Here is an 18,725-nt window from a genome sequence, read left to right as displayed (position 1 = left end):
TTTATATTAAATCCTTTTTTATTTTTTTAATGATGTTGATGTTAGAAAAAGGGATGAATTGACGGGTAATTAAGTTTTGTAAGAAATTGTTGGCTGAATTGGAAAATAAGTTAATTACTTGATTAATGCCTTGGATTTTTCCTTGGTTGATTTTATTGTTTAGTCTTTGAGTTTCTGGTTCGTTGTTGATTAATAAATAAAACTCAAAACGAGTATCTAATTTTTTGAGTTGTTGGGCCTCTATCATGGCTTGTTTATAGCGTTCACGAAGACATGTTTTAAAATTAAAAGCGATGATTCTTTTCTTTTTAGTAAATAAAACTAAATCAAATTTAATGTCAGGGATAAAAAATAAATTTACTTGAGGGTATAAATTAGTGATTCCTTTATTGTTTAAGTATAATAAAATTAAATATTCATTGATTTTACCACAAATGACTTTTTGACTTTGAGAGTTGATGTTATTTTGGTTAAAATAATGGTTTAATTGTTGGTAATTGGTTTTCATATACTTGTCAACAGAAAGATTAAAGGTAGTTTTTTTAAAAAAACATTTTAAGATTTCCACAGTTTGGATATTAGTATTAAATTGTTGAATATTAAAAAAATCTTGGTTATTTAACATTTGATATTCCTTTCTTTAAATAAAAAAAACCTTTAAATTAAGGTCTTTTGTTGGTTTTTTTAGTTTTAAAAATTCTTTTTGTTTTCCAGGTAATGATGCCATCTTTATGAATGGTTTTGATTTTTCCATTAGAAAAATAGATGTAAGTATTGCCATTTTGGCAGGTCTTTTTAGTTATGATCGCCATTTGATAGTACTCCTATTTGTTTAATAATTTGTTTGACATTAGATTTGATAGAATCACTTCCGTTTAAAATTAATTTATTAACTCCACTAGTATAATGAGTGATATAATGATCATATCCTTGGCGAACATTTTGAAAATAAGTTAATGATTGTCTTTCAATGAGATCTCTTTGATGGTTTTTTTGATTTTTCTTTCTGGTTCTTCCGATAAGAGGGTCAATGTCTAAATAAATTAATAAATCAGGTTTTTTTAAGATAGTTTCATGATTTATCTTAAAGATCTTTTTTAAAGGTAAAAGTTGTTTCTTTTCCTTAGAAAAGGGAAATAATTGATAAGCATAAGTAGATGGTAACCAACGGTCTAAGATAATTAATTGGTTATTTTTTAATTGAGGAACAATTAATTCCGCTTGGATTTGAGACATATTAGCCAGACTTAAATAAAAACGAGTGATATAATCTACTTGTTGAAAATTTAAAAATAAATCTCTAATTTCCTTCCCAAGTGAACTACTCCCTAAACCTTGATACAGTTGATGAGGGGTTTTTAATTGGGGTTGAAGGGCGTGAATAAGAGAAGTTTTTCCACTCCCGTCAAGTCCTTCGAAAACGATTAATTTCATGATTGATTTCTCCTTTAATTTTCAATTTGGGTATAAAAAAAAGACCTTCAATTTGAAGGTCTAAAAGTATGAATTAATTATTTGATTTTGCTTAATTGTTTTAAATAAGTGGTTTTTTCTAATTCGTTTTTGGCTTTGGTTAAAAGAGTTAAGTATTTTTGACTATCTTGAATCATTTTGGTAATAAAATTATTGTCTAAGTAAATTCTGACTACATGATAATCATTATCATTAAAATAAACTAAAAAGTAGGCAAATGTTGCTTGGGAACAATAAAGTTGACATTGGACTTGGGCCCAGTAGTATTGAGGGATATGTTCGAGTTGAGGATGAGTTAAAAACTGAGTCCAAGTGGATGATATTGCTTGATTTTCATTCACAAAAGGACATTTTATTTCTAAAACGATTTTGTTTTGTTCGTTGTAACCATCTAAAGAAGCAGAAAAAAGATTAACCTGATCGTCAGTAAAAATAGTATCTTCAAAAATTAGATTAGTCTTGTTAATAAAAAATTGACGTGCGATTGGCTCCATTTTTTGTCCATGAAGAGTATATTGATTGGAAGTAAAAGTCGTGCCAAAGAGTTTATCATGGACTAATTGTTCCATGGAACGAAAGGGATCTAATCCCGTAATGGAGGCGATTTCGGAGGCGTTGATGTATTTTTTGCGGTGTTGGTACCACGCTCTCGTCCTTTGGTTTAAATTACTAATTTGCATTTTTATTTTTCTTCTTTCTTGAATATTTTTTTAATTAATAATATCAAATATTTACCTAAATAATAAAATAAACGGAAAAGGTAATAAATAGTTTTAATGATAAAATCAATTAAATATAATAAATGAGGGATAAATAATAAAATAATTATTAATAAACCCAAGTTTAACCATTGATTTTGATAAATAAGAAAATAACTACTTATTTTATGAAGAATATTATTTAACTTAGTTAACCAAGTATTAAATAGATTCCACATGATAATTTGAATTCTTCGTGGTTAAATATTGATAAAATTGAATTTCTTCATTAAATAATGGTTTGTAATAACGAATTAAATATTCTCCTTGCACATAATATAATAATTTTTGTATTTGTGTAATACCGCTCCCATATTTTTGAAGACAATTGTCTAAAAGATATTTAGCGATATCAAATATATTAAATTCTTTTTTTTGGTTTGTCATTTTTATTTCCTTTTTATTTTTAATTTGTTTTTCTAATTTTTTAATTTGATCTTTCATTAGTTTTGCCTTCTTTCTTTTTTTTGAATTTAAATTTTTGTAATAAAAAAAGAATTAAAAATTAATTTAATTCTTTGGGTTTTTTGGGTGGCGGAGTAGTATCTAAAAATTGATAATATCTTTTATCAACACATTCTACACCGTCAATCTGCCAATTATCATAGATCCAACCCTCTTGATATGTATAATAATGGGTGTTGCCGTTTTCATCATAAAGGGTTTTGTTAGAACGACCGATTTTACTTCGGACTTCATTAACTGTATAATAACCGTTATATTGGATATAACATTGTTTTAGCCAATTTAAATATTGAGTGTGATAGTTGTCTAACAAATTAAGTTTAAATGATAAATCTTGGCAGATGATGTAATAAATTGTATTTTTAGTTTCAAAAATATGTTCTATTATTGTAACGTCAGTTGATAGATCAAATTTTTTATCAATAATAGATTCTTTTTTCACTTCAATGTCTGCGTGAAATCGCATTAGGCGTTGGTTATATTTTCCTTCGAAATTATAAAAGTTATTATCTCTTTTCCAATTGCGAATAGCTTCATAAGGGTTTTCAGAGTCGGGAAGGTCAATTTTTATTATTTTTTTGTAGATATCAAAAGTAAAAAGATAGATGTTTTTAGCACCATTGGAAAGTTGTAGTAAATCTTCTATACTTTCTGAAGTAATTTTGGTTTGGGGAGAAACACTTAAAATTCTAATACCATCGTCAAAATAAATAGCATCTATTTCAGTTTTATTGAGATTATTTAAGGTTTTTTTCGGCAAAAGTAAAACTAAACCAGTATTAGGGGTAGCGTTATAACAGCCTAATTTAATGGTTATTGGTTCTTTGATAACATTATTTTTAATTAAAAAATCATTAATGATTTTTTCTTTGTTTTGGATTTGGTCGGCAAAAATATTGGTTTCTATTAAATTGATTTCAGGTTCTATTTCGTTAAGAATTACATTAGCGTCCCAAAAGACAAAAGCTTCTTCAATGGCGATTTCGTATTTTAAAAGGTCTTCTAAGGTATATTCATTGTCTTTAACGGGATATTCTTCATTAAAAGGATTAAATCTTGATTTAAAATAAACACCTAAGAGACCTTCTGGTGGTTTTTTTAAATACAAATCAATGTATTTGTCGGCACTACGGTTATATGAAGGTGTTATCGATATGTTTGTCGTTTCCATTTTAATTTCAAAATATTCCAAAATTTTAGGAATATCTTTCCTTGATGAAACTCTGATATCATAACGTTTGAGTTTTGGTTGAGTTGTCAACCATTCTTGTTTAATGGCTTCGTATTCAGCTAGTTTTATAGGGAACTTGTGGTGACAGTGAAAATATGGTTGCGCAAAAATATAAAATGAAATAAAAATTGTTATTAAAATAATTATTAAATATTTTAAATATTTAAATAAAGGGAATTTTGGTTGAACGCATAATTTGGTGACACCTCCTTAGATGTGGATTTTATTATAAAATTGTGTAAAATAAAATACTTTGCGTATGAATGATCTTGATGTTTTTTTTCGTATTCTTGTTTTTCTTGTTGTTGTCGTTTTTCATATTCTTGTTGATTTATTTGTTGATTTTTTAGAAACTTATGTCCTAAATATAACCAAACTAATGGAATACAGATATCAACTATAATAGCAACTATGCCTAAATAATCTTGCGCTTGCATTTTTACCCACTCCTTTAGTTTATGTTTGTTTTCTTTTACTTTTTGTTATTTATTTTTATTTATTTATTGACTACTTGAATTATCAAATATCTTTGTATAAATTACAACAAAAAAAGATTCTCATAGAGAGAATCTTATATGTGGATATATGTTAATGATTGCGATTATTATTATTGATAATGTGATAAAATAAATTGTTTTGTTGTTCTAAATTACGAATTAATTCGTTGTAATTATCTCGAAGCATTATTAAATTTTGGAGACGTTGGGGTTGTAATTGTTCGTCGGTCATCAGTATATATTCAATTATATTGTTTCTTTCTGTTGTGTATTCGCGCATCTTGTTGTTATTTCTAGTGATGTTTTGCCAAACTAAATTATTATTGTTAGTATCTATGGCCATTACTTGTTTATTATTGTCAATGACAAATAATAATCCTAAAAAAATAAATAAAATTATTTGAAATAAAAATAAATGTTTTTTTAATTTAAACATTAATTCATAACTCCTTTAATTTTTTATCCCTCGGATGGGGTGATTTCGTAGAGTTTTTGAAGTTCGGAAAGGGGGGGAGCCGAATAGACGATTTGTGGAGGTTTCATCATAATCACACTGTATTGAATCTCTTAATTTGATGGTACCAGATAACATTCCTTCGTACATTATTTGTTTACTTTCTAAGGAACCAATTTGGTTTGAAATTTGGGCATAAAAAAAGACCTTCAATTTGAAGGTCTTAGAGTTTTAATTATTATTTAAATTTACTTAATCGTTTTAAATAAGTTGTTTGTGATAATTCTTGTTTGGATTTGTGTAGTAATTCTAAATATTTTTTACCATCTGCAATCATTTTATTAATGAAGTTATTGTCTTGATAAATTCGTACCACATGATAGTTTTGGTCGTTAAAATAAACCAAAAAGTAAGCAAATTTAGCTTGACTACAATAAAGTTGACATTGAACTTGGGCCCAGTAGTATTGAGGAATATTTTCTAAATGAGGATTGGTTAAAAAACTAGTCCAAGCGGATGAGACTTCTTGGTTTTCATTAACAAAAGGACATTTAATTTCTAAAACAGCTTGATGTTGTTTGTTGTATCCATCTAAAGATGCGGAAAAAAGGTTAACTTGATCATCAGTGAAAATGGTGTCTTCGAAAATTAAATTGGTTTTTTGTATGAAAAACTGTCGCGCGATAGGTTCCATTTTTTGGCCATGGAGAGTATATTGATTAGTGGTAAAAGTGGTACCAAAGAGTTTATCATGAACTAACTGTTCCATGGAACGAAAAGGGTCTAACCCCGTAATGGAAGCAATTTCGGAAGCGTTAATATATTGTTTGCGGTGTTGATACCATTCTTTGGTACGTTGTGATAGTTTGATTTGCATGGTTATTTACCTTTCTTAAAAATTTTTTTTAATAATGAAAAAAGATATTTTCCTAAATAATAAATAAATTTAATTATATGATAAAGACATTTAAAAAGAAAATCAATTAGATATAAAAAATGGGGAAGAAATAATAAAATAATTGTTAATAAACCTAAGTTTAACCATTGATTTTGATAAGTAAAGAAATAATCACTTATAGTTTTAAGGTTGTTGTTTAACTTAGTTAACTAAGTATTGATTAATTTCCACATGATTGGGTTGCTTCGTGGTTAAATATTGATAAAATTGAACCACTATTCCTTGTTTTAGTTGGTTAATGCTTAGTTTAATGGTTAAAAGGTAGAATTTAATGACATAATAAATGGTGATAATTGGAATAAATGAAAGTAAGGTGATGACGAAAAAAATGAGATTACTAGGTAGAGATTGAAAGATTTTTTTTATTAACATAGTTTTTTGTTTCCTTTCCAAGTTGTGTGTGTTGTTAAATAAAAAAAAGACCCTTTGAAAAGGCCTTAATTAATTAATAAGATTTAATTTTAAATTATTTTTTTAAATTATCAGGTTTTTTGGAAAAAGAACCTTTTTCTTGAGTTTTAGTTTCTTTAATTTTTTCTTCTAATGTTTTTATTATTTCTGGATTTGATAACATTTGAATAATTTTATTTCTTTCTTCTTCTGAATAATTTTCAAGAGTATTATATAATTCGTAATATTTTTTTACATTATTTTTTGCTTCTTCCTTGGATGAAATTATATCTTTTCCATTGTTTTTAGACGCAGCCATTATTTGATGAAAATTATTAGTAATTAAGAACATTCCTAAAATTATAAATAGAAAAATATTCAAGAAAAATAAATTATGTTTAAATTTTAACATTATTTTAAAACTCCTTTGATATTGATGATAATAATAAATACATTTTAAATTATTTAACATCTTCTAGAATTATTTGGTTGATTTGGGTTTAGTTGGGTTTGTTGTATTATAATATTAATTTGTCTTTGATTTTGGTCTATTTCTGATTGAATATTTCTTAAATTATTTATTTGTTCTTCTGAAGCATAAAGTGGCGTATTATTGATAGCTGTTATCATCCTTTTGTGTTAACGATAAATATTCTCTTTCTAATTGAATTCTTGTTGTGTTATTATCAAAATTTCTTAACATTCGTTCCTGATTATTTAGTTGTCTTTGTTGATAAATTATTATTTGTTGATGTATTTGTTGTAATTGACGTAATAAAACATTAATTTCTGTTTCTGGACTATGATTAAAAAGAGCATTAATCAATTATTAAGATATTCTTCCTTGATTTAATAATAAGTTTCTAAAAGTATTATATTCATTATTATTATCAACAATTGAATTATTTTCAGATATATCGTTATTATCCATTGCCATAACTTGATAATTATTAATGATGAATAATAATTCTAATAAAATAAATAAAAATATATTCGATAATAATAAATTATTTTTGATTTTAAACATTAATTAATTCTCATTTAATATTGATAATAACAATAAAATATGCTTTAAATTATTTAAAGTCTTTTAGGATTATTTGATTGATTTGGATTGTTTTGTTGTGGCATCGCATTGGAACAATAATTTGTTGAACAGCGATACGACTACTTAATTCAACATTTTGCCTCATAAAATGGCTAATAACTTCTTCAGAAGAGTTATTTATTTCTAGCATTAAAAATTTGTTGAATTATTCTATTTTGTTGCAAATTTAAATCTCGTAAAATACTAAATTGTAATTCAAGATTAATATGATTATTATCATGTCCGTTATTTGGCGAAACATGACTATTATTCATCGCCATCACTTGTTTATTTTTAATAATAAATAATAATCCCAAGAAAATAAACAAACAAATACCTTATTATTTTAAATTGATTTTGTAATTTAACATTATTTTAACTCCTTTTATTAATTCAGAAAAATTATTTTTGTTCATATTGCCAAAAAATATACATACTTTCAGCTCCATTACCCATTTGTTTTAATTCTTCTAAAGTATATTTATCATCTTCATCATCTCTTGTACTATTATCAAAAAAAACACCTAATAAATTATGAGGTGGATTTTTAATTTTCCATATCATTGCAAATTCTGCTATGTTTCCATTATAACGTGGACCAGTTAGTGTAAAATCAAAATATTGTGAAAATGGTTGAAAATTTTTAATAATATTAATATTTGAAAAAGTTACATTAACGATTCTCATATTACCAACAAACTCTTCATTAGGAGCTGCCATTACTTGTTTATTATTGTCAATGACAAATAATAATCCTAAAAAAATAAATAAAATTATTTGAAATAAAAATAAATGTTTTTTTAATTTAAACATTAATTCATAACTCCTTTAATTTTTTATCCCTCGGATGGGGTGATTTCGTAGAGTTTTTGAAGTTCGGAAAGGGGGGAGCCGAATAGACGATTTGTGGAGGTTTCATCATAATCACACTGTATTGAATCTCTTAATTTGATGGCACGAGATAACATATTTTCGTACATTGTTTGATCAGCTTCTAAATTGGCGATTTGGAGTGAAACTTGAGTTATTTGATGCATTATTTCATTTCGTTCGTCTTGTAATTTAGAAATTTCGGCTTGCAAACTATCATAGTTGTTTTTTCTCGTTGTTCTAATTGATTCAGGTTGATTTGGCAAATATTTGAATTGTTTTTGGTCTTCTTGTTTTACATTAATTTTTTTTTGTTTATCGTCAATTTTTTGTTGTAAATCAAAATTGGTTGATTCTAATGAAGGAAATTTATCTTTAATTTCTTGAATTTTGAGATGAAAATTATCACATTCTTCTTGATATTTATCAATGTTTGCTTGGTCTTGGTTTTGAAAATTTAAATATTGTTTCCACATTTCTCTAATTTGATCAATTTCTATTTTTTCTTCTGGGGAAATTTCTTTGGGTAATAAAGATTTGTCATCAGTTTTTGATGTGATATAAACTTTAACTTTATCATAATGATCTTGAGTAATTTTAAATTTAGGAATTATTTGTTTTATTTTATATTTAAATGCTGTTATTTTTTCTTGAATTTGATTAAATTCATTTTCATAATAATTTTTTTTAATGATATCTTCTATACGATATTTAGTTATATTTATACCATTAAATATTTTAGGGAAAGTAAACGAATCTTTTAAATCCTTTAAATAATAATTATAAAACATGTTTAGATCAGATTCTAAATATTGTAATTCATTAGTGGAATCATAATATTTATTACTATCATTTTTTTTAATTTCAAAATTTTTTTTTAAAATCATAAAATCTTCTTCTAATTTTTTTATTAATTGTTGTTTTTCTGCGATTTTATTTTTTGTTGAAGATTCTAAATTATCAATAATTTTTGAAGTTGTTGGAGGTGTTAGAATATTATTATCTTTTTTACCATAAGTAATTATAATTGCTAATATTATCCCAGTAATAACTACGATAGTTATTAAATGTTTTTTTAAAAAATTATTATTATTCATAAATTTCATTTCCTTTCTAATAATAGTAATTATTATTAAATATTAAAATATGAATATTATCACTATTATACATTTTTATATTTTAAATATCCAATAAAAAAGTTATTAGGTTAAATTTAATGATTATTTATTAGTAATTGGTTTAAAAAATTTAGCATATTGTTTTTCTTTTTGTTTTTCTTCGTAGCGTTTTTGGGAGTGAGCATAACTAGGATTTTTTTGTTTTAGTTCTTCTTTCGTATTTTCGATTTCTACGTTTTTGTCTTCTAGTTGTTGTTCTAAATCAGAGTGTTTAAATACTAACTCTCTTACGATATCGCCTGAAACTTCATTTAGTTTTTTGGTTAATTCATCGGTGATTTTGATGTATTCAGTGATTATAGATTGGCCTTGTTGGTGAATTTTATCTATTTGGGCACTTTCTTCTCCTGTTTCGTTAATTAAATTTTGTGTTTTTTGACAAATTTTGTATTCTTGTTTTTTTGCTTCATAGTCTTTATAATCGGCATCAAGTTTGTCTTTATCGCGGTCAATACGAGAACAAATAGAGTCATAAGTTTCTTTGGAAATCATTTTAGGTGTTCCATTTTCATTAACAAATAGGTCTTTGGCTAAATTAATTACTCGATGAGTTTCGTGAATTATTAATCCGCTTTTCGCGATAGTTCCAGCGGCTTTTTTAGTAATTCCGCCTGCTACTGCTTTTAAGAAACCGCGCCCACCAAAAGCATCCATATATAATTCGGCACCTTGGAAAAGGGCGTCTCGAAGGTTGCCAAAACTAAATTCGTGTTTTTTATCCCAGTCATCAAGAGCGATTTTGGATGCGTCTGCGCCTTGTCGTAAAATTTCTAATTGTTTTCTTTCTATGTCGATAGTTATTATTTTAACATCAATTTCATCGATGTTTTTTTGGATTTCAGCTTTACGTTCTTCCACAGTTTTGATTTTGCCAAAAATTCGTTGTTTATCCGTTGACAATTCGTCATAATGGCGTTGTATGGTATCTCTTACTCTGATGGCGTTGGATAACATGTCTGTGTACATTGTTTGATCAGCTTCTAAATTGGCGATTTGGAGTGAAACTTGAGTTATTTGATGCATTATTTCATTTCGTTCGTCTTGTAATTTAGAAATTTGAGCTTGTAATCTAATTTTATCATCAGGGGATGCTAATTTTTCTTCTTCTTGTTTTTGTTTAATTTCTTTTTCTTTAGTTTCTTTATCTTGTTCTAATTGTAAAAGTTGTCCTTTTAAAATAGCGATATTGTCTGTAGTATCTTTTAATTGGTCTTTTATTTCTTTAATTTTTCCTTCGTTTTGCTCTAAAATTTTTTTAATTTTTTCTTTTTGTTCTTGAGTAATTTCTTGTTTTTCATATAATGTTTTTAATTCATCTTCACATTTTTTTAATTCGGTTTCCCAGTCTTTTTTAAGGCCTTTGTAGTTATTAATGGTTTCATCGTATTTGTCAATTGCTTTATCAATTTCCCCAATTAATTGGCCGACATATTTAGATGATGGTAGTGTTTTGAAAAAAGATAAATAAATAAAACTAAAAAGAAATAAAATAATTAAAAAATAAACTAAATAGCCTTTCCAAGTAGTGCTGTAGTTGTTATGTGTGTTGTCGTATTTTCTTTTGAAGAAAAAGAAAATACTAAAAATAGAGATGGCCGTAATGGCCCAAGTATAATAGGCTCTAAAGTTAATAAAACCTTTAATTAAATTTAGTGGTGTTAACATTATTTAGTTTCTCCTTTCTTTTGATTTTCGATTTGATCTAATGTTTCGATGTTTTGGGAAACGATCATTTGATAAGCTTGTTTTAAATCTTCTTGATTGATTTCATTTCTTTTATTTTCACCAGTTCCTCTATTTTGAGCGAAGACGGTTACCGCTGTTTTTAAAATATTTTCTAAAGTACGATTAGCTTTTAAAAATTGTTGATGATGTGGTAATCTTTCTAAAGATTCATTAATCACTTCAAATAAGTATTTTTTAGCTTCGTCGCTATAAGGGTTTTTACGTTTTTTAATTAAGAATTCTAAAAATTGTTGACGTTCAGCTTTGTTACCAGGTTTTACTTCGATGTTGTAAGTGAATCTTGATTTGATGGCTTCATCGATTTGGTCCTCGTGGTTGGTCGCGCCGATAATGAAAATAGGTTTTTCAGGGTTGTTTTCAAATGATGTCATTTCAGTTTTGAATTGGTTAACCACATTGGCAATTTCAGACCCTGCTTCTAAGGTACCTAAATCTGTAAAAATAGTTTCGCATTCATCTAAAAAGATAATGGCGCCATTGTTTTTTGCAGCTTCTTTTCTAGCTGCTTCAAATAAATCTTTGACCATTTGCGGAGCTAATCCTTTATATTTTTGTGAAAATAAAGAACTACTTACTTCAAAGAATGGTAATTTGGTTTCTTTGGCTAAGGCTCTTGCTAAAGTTGTTTTTCCTGTTCCTGGAACTCCGTATAACAAGATACCTAATGGAGGCTCTACGTCGCCGATTCCTTGATAGTTTTCTTGGTTTTTAAGATAATCAATAAAACCTTTGACTGCTTTTAATTCTTGTTTAAACCCAATTAATTTATCAAAAGTTAGAAAATATGGATAGATAAATTGCGCCTCACTAACAGGATTTGTTTTTCTGTTAGATTTACTACAATCTGCCCCCATCCAAACGGTGCGAGCAAGTTTCCAAGCACACCGCTTTCCATAATTTATCCCTGTTAAGGGACTAACTTTGCATTACTGCTAATTAGTTATTTATTCAAATCTGTTTTGTTGTCCTATGATTTTTGAAAATTTTGATGTCTCGTATTTGTTGGTTTGTTCGTCTTCTATGGCATTTTTTGCACAGTACGATCGTTTTTTTTATCCCTCACACTTCTCCAATTCGCATCGCGAACTGTTTTGGTGTGGTGGATTTCCAACTTGACATCCTTTTTATGGCATATCTCACATTTTTGGGCTTGTAGCCTTTTGATGAGAGACGTGCGACCTTTTAGGAAGTTAGGGTTAGGATTTTTATCAGGTTTTCCTTTAAATTTCCTCATCCCTTTCATCCTGTTCCAGTCGTAGGTTAGCCATGTTTCCTTTTTGAGCTTTCCTTGGTTATCATATTCGATTTCCCAGGTTTTCCCCAATTGGTATTTCTTTCGGACCCTTGCAATGGAAGTTTTCTTTTTCCCTGCAAGTGTCTTTAAACAAGTGTATTCCGCGATATACGCCAGGTACGTTAATTGAGCGAGATTATTGGCTAAACAAAAATATTGGATAATTCCATTTATTATTGCCTTATAGGTACGAATTATTTCTAATTCATCCCTACTTATTAACCCTTTATCATGCATGATTTCCTTTCCTTTTAACCACCCATGTTCTTTTCCATATTCCTTTGAGGTTATCTTAGGTATTTGGATTTGGACTTTCCCGTTTAGAGAATTCTTAGCGGTTTTCTTTAATCGGTTTTGGTTGGTTGGGTATATCTTTATCATGTAGGACAGAAATTTTGTTCCTTTATTGGCTTTGATAATTTTTGTTTTATCTTTGCTAATTTCCAGGTTCAAGTCTTCTTCCAGCCATTTAGTGATGAGTTGTTTAATTTTATCAGCTTTATCACGTTCTCCTTTTATCCCAATAATGAAGTCGTCTGCATAGCGGATGTATTCCACTCTTGGGTTTGGGTTTAGGTTTATACGACGATCTACGTTGATATTTCGGCTCCCTTTATAGCGTAATCTTGCATATTCGGAGTTTGTCCTCCTTTGGGGGATGCCTTCCTTGATGAGGTTTTCCATTTTCTGGTCTATGTAGTGTAAATATACATTCGCTAGTAAGGGTGATATGATTCCCCCTTGTGGCGAACCTTTCGAGGTATTATAAGTCATTCCTTTTTCTTTCACGTCCGCTTTTAACCATTTTGTAATTGTGGTTAACGCTTTATTCTTCCTAATGTGTTTATTCAACATTTTTAGGAGAATATCGTGATCGATAGTATCAAAGTAGCCTTTTATATCAATTTTAATTAGATAGTCTATTCCTTGGAATCTCTGTTTAATGCGTTTAATTGCGTCTAAACAGGATTTCTTGGGTCTAAAACCAAAACTCCATTCTGAGAAAATGTTCTCATAATATGGAGTAAGAAGTTGTTCCATGGCTTTTTGAGTTATTCTATCTTGGATAATTGGAATTCCCAACGGTCTGGTTTTACCGTTCTTTTTAGGAATGTTAACTCTTCTTATTGGTTTAGGTTCATAGCGGTTATTGACGTACTCCATATGATATTTTTCCATCTTTTTTAGACTGATGGCGTCAATGGTTTTATTGTCAATCCCACTTGTTCCCGCCCCAGTGTTGGATGCTACCTGGTTAAACGCTATTTGAGTGTTCAGCAGGTTATTCATTCCATGTTGGAGTTCCTTTTTTAAAGTTTGATTGTTTAAAGCTTTGATTTGAATTCTTTTCAAGGTCCGAGAGAGCTTAAATTCATTTTTTGAATTAATTGTTGACATAGACATCAACTCCTTTCTCGGTTGTCTTGAATAGATAATAAATTACTAACCTTTTTCGCCTTGTGCTTAGCTTTCCTAAGCTCCCTGGGAGGGCGATTGTCATAAATATTTCAATTTATGTTTTGCTTCTCCGACTACTGTAAGGTCTCTTTATCCTTGACCCTCAAGGCTTTTATTCCTTGAGTTGCAATTTTAATTGCTTAGTTTTAGGATTCTCCAAGTTACTCTAAATATCTACCTTTGTCCTTTAGGTGATGTACCCATTCCACGATGTGGTTTATGGTTGATTCCAGGTTTTCTTTGTTGATAAACTATCCAGGACCAAAAATATATCCTGATAGACTCTGGACTGCTCGGCTCTATTAGCTTGCGAGGCAGGTTAATCCATTACATCTTGACTTTCCATCTTAGGCCATTTCAGGCTTATCCGTAGGACAATTTGGTTGCGGCGCCCTCTTGACTAGCTACTTCGTCTCAACCCGCTTTTTGGAGCTGCTGTAATCTCTTATTCTTTCGTTTAAGAGACCGCTCCAATCCATTCAATGTTTATCGGCATTGGTTATTGGTTAGATAACACGATATTTAGGCATCTTTGGCGCCCTTTTTGGGGATTAGTAGGTTGGAATTGATTTTTATCTTCTTCAAAGTTTGATATTGCAGAGGATCGGTTTTCTAATAAAGTTTGTGATTCTTGCTTATTTTGTTGTTCTATTTTTTTGGTTATATCTACATTTTGTTGTTCTATTTTTTTGGTTACATCTACATTTTGCTTTTGAAGTGTTTTGATTACTTGTTGATGCTCTGTTATTTGTTTTTCTGTTTCGATTAAAGTTTGGTGATGAATCCAAACATAAGTTCCTAGAGAAAAACAAAAAAATAAGATAATGATGGTTATCATTAAATGTTTTGAAAGTGGTTTTTGTTCGATTTGCTTTTTCATTCGGTTATTTTCCTTTCTCATAAAAAAAAGACCAAGAAAAACTTGGTCTTTATTAATCAATTAAGCTGTTTGAACAATTGAGGTTTTAATAGTTTGATTGCCGCCACTGAAAGAATTGCCTTTAGAATCAACTAATTCGTAATCAAAAATTAAGTCTAATTCAGGTTTTTTTCCATCGATAGTTTCTTTAATAATTTCTTTTTGTTCGATACCGATTTGGATTGTTATAGTTCCATTTCCTTCTTTTAAAGCCGTTAAAGGACGTTGAGATTCATCATATTCATTATTATTAACTTTCATTGATAAATTAAAAAAATTTGTCGGATTTTCAAAAGTTGTTTTAGTATCATATGAAGAAGTTATTTTTAAATATAAAGGATCCATTTCTACTCCATTTGTGTTAAGTACAGCTTTATGTTCCATTTCGATTAAATGTTGATATTTGCTTGGTTTGAAGTTTGGTATAGGAAGAGGTATAAGAATTTTATCCTCGTTATTTCCTTTAGTTCGTTCAACATTAAACAAAGGGAATTTATCTAACAATGAAATTTTTTCTTTTCTTTGTCGGGCGAAGTAATTTTGTAAAGCAGTAATTGAAACGATGGTAAAAAATAAACTAATAAAAACTACTAAAATGGTAAAAATTTTATTTTTTGTTTGTTTTTTTGTTTGTGATTTCATAATTATTTTCCTCCTGGGATTATTGATTTAATTAAGTTGATAAAATTATTGATTCCTGTAGTAAACCAAGGAATTTTATTTTCATAGTAAATAACCATAAAATAGAAAGTAATTGCCATAAAATATAAAATAAACATAGTTGTGTGAGTGATTTTTTTTAATAAATTGCATTTTTTTGTTGGGACAATAGTTATATTTTCTTGTTTAGGGTTAGTCATTGTTTTTATTTTTTGGTTGTGATTTGTTTCGTTAGTATTAGATTTTGGTTTTTTCTTAATGATTTTATTCATATTTTTTTCTCCTTTTGTTTGATATTTGTTTATTCTAATTTTAAATCTTTCACTTTATCTTTAATGGTTTTAGATAATTTGAAAGTTACTACCGTTTTTGCAGGTATTTCTAGTTTTTTTCCTGTTTTGGGGTTTTTACCTACATATGCTTTTCTTGCTTTTAATTTGAATTTACCAATTTGAGGGGATAAAATTACTTCTTCGTTGGATGTGATAGCTTCAATTAGAGCGTTCTCAAATGAGTTATAAAATTCTTCTGTTTTAGTTGCAGAAGTTTTGTTGGATAAAGCGATTTTTTTAATTAATTCTTTTTTAGTCATTTTTGGGTTTCTCCTTTTTTGATTTTTTTTGAAAATTATTGTTATTTAAATTAAAATAGAGTTTCGCTTAAAATTTAATGATGTGAAACGATGGTAAAAATTTTAATTCTACTCATAATTTTTAATAATGATTTCTTGATTGATGTTTTTATTGGTGAGATTATGGGTAGTTGTTGTTTTTATTTTTTTATAGTTTTTCTAAAATTTGAACCTTTTAATGTCTTGGTCTTGAATAACAGGTTTTTCAATTTCTTTAATAATCTCTTTTTCAATAATTTTATCTTTGAAAATAGTAATCGGTTCTTGGAAATTAGAATTTGAAGGTATATTTTCTATATTAGAATTAGCAGGTGTTTTTTCTATAAATTGAATATATACGAAAATGGCGATTATCATCCCCATCAATAAACAAATGATATTATCAAAATAATTAATTTTTGTTTTCATATCGATATATTATTTTTTTAATTATTCGACCTTTGTCATTAAATTCTTCAATACAATCAATAGTTTCGCCGTCGATACAATAAAATATTTCTTTAATCATTTGACCTTTGTCATTAAATTCGGAAATATAATGAATAGTTTCGCCGTCGGGTTGATATGTTATTTCTTTAATTTTTTGACCTTTGTCATTAAATTCGTGAATATAATGATGAATATATTTGCCGTCGGCTAGATATGTTATTTTTTTAGTCATTTGACCTTATTAACTCCTTTTTTTTAAATAATAAAAAAAATTTTTTTCTTTTATCACCTATTACTTTTGAACTGGATGGTTTTTGTTAAATGTATAAATTATTAATATATCAAAAATCATAAATTTTTTAATTTTAATTTTAAATTGCATTAATTATTTTTTAGATTTTTTTGACTAAAAATAATTAAATGATTTAAAATAAAAGACCTGAGTTAACGCTCAGGTCTTTATTAAGTTTATTTGATTATTATTGAGTTTTATGAATTTATTGTTTTAAAAAGGTAAAGTTTCTTGAGGTTTATTGTCTAAAAAGATGACATTATGTACGATTACTTTTGTATTTGTTTTCTTTTGACCTTCGTTGTTGGTGTATTTTTGGACAGATAATGTCCCTTCTAGATAAATTTTAGATCCTTTATGTAAGTATTTTTTCATGTTGTCAGCTTGGGTTCTAAAAACCACACAAGGAATATATTGTACTTTGTCTTTGTTTTGGTTAACCGCTAATTGAAAATCTATTTTAGGGACTTGTTCATTGTTAACCTTAAGTATATTGTTTGTCAAGATCATGAGTGATACGACCAATTAATTGAACTTTATTTAACATATTTTATTTTTCCTTCTTTTTGATATATTTTTTATTTATTTATAGATAAAATTTTTGAAAACAAATGTATTTAAGACTATCTGATTTGTTGATGTTGGAATCGTTTATTACTGTTGTTTCAAAAATTTTATGTTGGGCTTTGATACAAAAAAAGATTACTTTGAAAGTAATCTGGTTTTTATTTTTTTATTGTTTTGAATAACTAGTTTAAAGTCATTACGGACGAGAAAGGTTAACGTTTTTTTAATTTTTTGATAGTGATGTTTTTAATGTTTTTTACTTGTTTTAAAGATAAATTAAGTTTTTCAGCAATTTCGGTGTTGGTATAACATCTTTGATAATCTTCATTGATATTCCCTAAAGGAACACCAAAACTTAAATGGATAATTTTGAATTCGGTTTTGCTTAACTTAACTTTCATTTTTTTTAAAAAAATTTCATGATTAACTTGTTTTAACCATAATTGATGAGGGTTAAGAATTTGACAATGCCATGTATGTTTTTCTTCTTGAAAAGAAGGATTATTAGTTTTATGAGTTTTTTGAGGAATTGAAGGAGAATGACTTTTTCTTATTAATTCTCTGATTTCCGATTTGATAGTTGGAGTTGCGTAAGAAATGAAGTTATAACCTAAATCTTCGTAATTATTGAGGGCTTTGATTAATCCTAAAATCCCTTCTTGGTATAAATCCTCTTTTTGAAGGACACGCGGATAATATTTAAATTGCTTAACTAATTTATTTACTAATGGCAAATGTAAATCGATTAGTTGATAACGAATTGTTAAATTCTTTTTATTTTTTAAAAAATCTTTAAATAATTCTTGTCTCTTTAACATTTAATGCCTTTCTAAAAAACGTTTTTAGAAAAGATATGAAATTTTTTTTAGTCTTGAAACACAAAAAAAGACTAACTTAATAGTTAGTCTTAAAGATTTTTTAAAAAATAAAAAGTGTCTAAACTTTTGGAACAGTTCACTTTCATTGAATTTAGAGATTTAGGTAAATCAATAGTTTTAGTTTCTTTTAATGGACAGTTAATGATGTATTTATAATCAGTAGTTTCGCATTCAAAACGAGTATTATTATTTGAACATTTTTGATTATAAGTATTACCAATTTGTATATTAACATATTTCACAATATCATAACTTGGAGTTAATGATTTAGGTAAATTTATCATTTCAATTACTTTATGTTTTTGTTTGAATTTAAAAGCATATAAAAGAATTAGATTGAGTTTCATGATTGATTAAATCATTGTAAGAAAGAGTATTTGAACCATAAAAACGATAGCCTTTTGGAAAGTATAATGAATGATAATTATTAGATGCATCTAGTGCATATGGTAAAATGATGCATAAATGTTAGCATTATTATAACAATTTT

27 protein-coding genes and 1 pseudogene are annotated in these 18,725 nt (G+C 27.4%); all 28 read right to left on the bottom strand.

The features are described from left to right. Position 1: 1 nt before the first annotated feature. Entirely contained in the window at positions 2–625 is a 624-nt protein-coding gene (locus JNO41_RS00765) for a hypothetical protein (RefSeq protein WP_121463830.1), read from the bottom strand. A gap of 37 nt (positions 626–662) precedes the next feature. Continuing rightward, on the bottom strand, positions 663–812 hold the full coding sequence (locus tag JNO41_RS00760; protein ID WP_201736602.1) for a hypothetical protein: 150 nt from the start codon (positions 810–812) through the stop codon (positions 663–665). Next, complete coding sequence (gene tmk, locus JNO41_RS00755) at positions 796–1,434, bottom strand: dTMP kinase (RefSeq protein ID WP_121463829.1); 639 nt, start codon at positions 1,432–1,434, stop codon at positions 796–798. The genes JNO41_RS00760 and tmk overlap by 17 nt, the downstream gene beginning before the upstream one ends. A 77-nt stretch (positions 1,435–1,511) precedes the next feature. Further along, on the bottom strand, positions 1,512–2,153 hold the full coding sequence (locus JNO41_RS00750) for a YqaJ viral recombinase family protein (RefSeq protein ID WP_121463828.1): 642 nt from the start codon (positions 2,151–2,153) through the stop codon (positions 1,512–1,514). Between the two features lie 240 nt (positions 2,154–2,393). Continuing rightward, on the bottom strand, positions 2,394–2,675 hold the full coding sequence (locus JNO41_RS00745; RefSeq protein WP_121463935.1) for a hypothetical protein: 282 nt from the start codon (positions 2,673–2,675) through the stop codon (positions 2,394–2,396). A 61-nt stretch (positions 2,676–2,736) separates the two neighbouring features. Next, complete coding sequence (locus JNO41_RS00740) at positions 2,737–3,957, bottom strand: hypothetical protein (RefSeq protein WP_121463934.1); 1,221 nt, start codon at positions 3,955–3,957, stop codon at positions 2,737–2,739. Positions 3,958–4,082: 125 nt separating this feature from the next. Next, a complete protein-coding gene (locus JNO41_RS00735; protein ID WP_121463933.1) occupies positions 4,083–4,364 on the bottom strand; it encodes a hypothetical protein in 282 nt (93 codons plus the stop codon). A gap of 151 nt (positions 4,365–4,515) precedes the next feature. Further along, a complete protein-coding gene (locus JNO41_RS00730) occupies positions 4,516–4,860 on the bottom strand; it encodes an SVM family protein (RefSeq protein WP_121463932.1) in 345 nt (114 codons plus the stop codon). A 256-nt stretch (positions 4,861–5,116) separates the two neighbouring features. After that, positions 5,117–5,755 carry a YqaJ viral recombinase family protein gene (locus JNO41_RS00725; RefSeq protein ID WP_121463931.1) on the bottom strand — a complete coding sequence of 213 codons (639 nt, stop codon included), beginning with the start codon at positions 5,753–5,755 and terminating at the stop codon, positions 5,117–5,119. A 547-nt stretch (positions 5,756–6,302) separates the two neighbouring features. Next, positions 6,303–6,638, bottom strand: coding sequence for an SVM family protein (locus JNO41_RS00720; protein WP_121464019.1), 336 nt, complete (start codon positions 6,636–6,638; stop codon positions 6,303–6,305). A 53-nt stretch (positions 6,639–6,691) separates the two neighbouring features. Beyond that, positions 6,692–6,856, bottom strand: coding sequence for a hypothetical protein (locus JNO41_RS00715; protein WP_236628352.1), 165 nt, complete (start codon positions 6,854–6,856; stop codon positions 6,692–6,694). Further along, a complete protein-coding gene (locus tag JNO41_RS00710; RefSeq protein WP_236628351.1) occupies positions 6,837–7,052 on the bottom strand; it encodes a hypothetical protein in 216 nt (71 codons plus the stop codon). Before JNO41_RS00710 ends, JNO41_RS00715 begins: the two co-directional genes overlap by 20 nt. Before the next feature lie 3 nt (positions 7,053–7,055). Then, on the bottom strand, positions 7,056–7,253 hold the full coding sequence (locus JNO41_RS00705; RefSeq protein ID WP_236628350.1) for an SVM family protein: 198 nt from the start codon (positions 7,251–7,253) through the stop codon (positions 7,056–7,058). Positions 7,254–7,447: 194 nt separating this feature from the next. Beyond that, on the bottom strand, positions 7,448–7,642 hold the full coding sequence (locus JNO41_RS00700; RefSeq protein WP_236628349.1) for an SVM family protein: 195 nt from the start codon (positions 7,640–7,642) through the stop codon (positions 7,448–7,450). Positions 7,643–7,715: 73 nt separating this feature from the next. Further along, positions 7,716–8,126, bottom strand: coding sequence for an SVM family protein (locus JNO41_RS00695; RefSeq protein WP_121464018.1), 411 nt, complete (start codon positions 8,124–8,126; stop codon positions 7,716–7,718). 23 nt (positions 8,127–8,149) lie between these two features. Further along, positions 8,150–9,280, bottom strand: a complete 1,131-nt coding sequence (locus tag JNO41_RS00690; protein WP_121464017.1) for a hypothetical protein — start codon at positions 9,278–9,280, stop codon at positions 8,150–8,152. 123 nt (positions 9,281–9,403) lie between these two features. Beyond that, the gene (locus tag JNO41_RS00685) at positions 9,404–11,026 is read right to left on the bottom strand and encodes a DNA double-strand break repair protein Rad50 (RefSeq protein ID WP_121464016.1); all 1,623 of its coding nucleotides are present in this window, start codon (positions 11,024–11,026) and stop codon (positions 9,404–9,406) included. Next, complete coding sequence (locus tag JNO41_RS00680) at positions 11,026–11,961, bottom strand: AAA family ATPase (protein ID WP_432729572.1); 936 nt, start codon at positions 11,959–11,961, stop codon at positions 11,026–11,028. Before JNO41_RS00680 ends, JNO41_RS00685 begins: the two co-directional genes overlap by 1 nt. Positions 11,962–12,125: 164 nt before the next feature. After that, positions 12,126–13,799, bottom strand: coding sequence for a group II intron reverse transcriptase/maturase (ltrA, locus tag JNO41_RS00675; protein WP_236628348.1), 1,674 nt, complete (start codon positions 13,797–13,799; stop codon positions 12,126–12,128). 559 nt (positions 13,800–14,358) lie between these two features. Continuing rightward, a complete protein-coding gene (locus JNO41_RS00670; RefSeq protein ID WP_432729570.1) occupies positions 14,359–14,739 on the bottom strand; it encodes a hypothetical protein in 381 nt (126 codons plus the stop codon). A 60-nt stretch (positions 14,740–14,799) separates the two neighbouring features. Further along, positions 14,800–15,420, bottom strand: a complete 621-nt coding sequence (locus JNO41_RS00665; RefSeq protein ID WP_121463926.1) for a hypothetical protein — start codon at positions 15,418–15,420, stop codon at positions 14,800–14,802. Positions 15,421–15,422: 2 nt separating this feature from the next. After that, positions 15,423–15,710 carry a hypothetical protein gene (locus JNO41_RS00660; RefSeq protein ID WP_121463925.1) on the bottom strand — a complete coding sequence of 96 codons (288 nt, stop codon included), beginning with the start codon at positions 15,708–15,710 and terminating at the stop codon, positions 15,423–15,425. 29 nt (positions 15,711–15,739) lie between these two features. Beyond that, a complete protein-coding gene (locus JNO41_RS00655) occupies positions 15,740–16,030 on the bottom strand; it encodes an HU family DNA-binding protein (RefSeq protein ID WP_121463924.1) in 291 nt (96 codons plus the stop codon). Between the two features lie 198 nt (positions 16,031–16,228). Beyond that, positions 16,229–16,477, bottom strand: coding sequence for a hypothetical protein (locus JNO41_RS00650; protein WP_201736622.1), 249 nt, complete (start codon positions 16,475–16,477; stop codon positions 16,229–16,231). Next, the gene (locus JNO41_RS00645) at positions 16,461–16,730 is read right to left on the bottom strand and encodes a DUF2963 domain-containing protein (protein ID WP_121463818.1); all 270 of its coding nucleotides are present in this window, start codon (positions 16,728–16,730) and stop codon (positions 16,461–16,463) included. Before JNO41_RS00645 ends, JNO41_RS00650 begins: the two co-directional genes overlap by 17 nt. Before the next feature lie 273 nt (positions 16,731–17,003). Then, positions 17,004–17,337 (bottom strand): annotated as a pseudogene (locus tag JNO41_RS00640) (single-stranded DNA-binding protein). A gap of 232 nt (positions 17,338–17,569) precedes the next feature. After that, the gene (locus JNO41_RS00635) at positions 17,570–18,175 is read right to left on the bottom strand and encodes a sigma-70 family RNA polymerase sigma factor (RefSeq protein WP_121463923.1); all 606 of its coding nucleotides are present in this window, start codon (positions 18,173–18,175) and stop codon (positions 17,570–17,572) included. Positions 18,176–18,264: 89 nt separating this feature from the next. Continuing rightward, positions 18,265–18,582 carry a hypothetical protein gene (locus tag JNO41_RS00630; RefSeq protein ID WP_121464013.1) on the bottom strand — a complete coding sequence of 106 codons (318 nt, stop codon included), beginning with the start codon at positions 18,580–18,582 and terminating at the stop codon, positions 18,265–18,267. Positions 18,583–18,725: the final 143 nt, after the last annotated feature.

Origin of the sequence: 'Prunus avium' virescence phytoplasma, from assembly GCF_050916135.1 — a bacterium.
GTDB classification, from domain to species: domain Bacteria; phylum Bacillota_I; class Bacilli_A; order Acholeplasmatales; family Acholeplasmataceae; genus Phytoplasma; species Phytoplasma ziziphi.
Note: the sequence above shows the minus strand (reverse complement) of the source record. Positions and strands in the feature narration are given on the sequence as shown.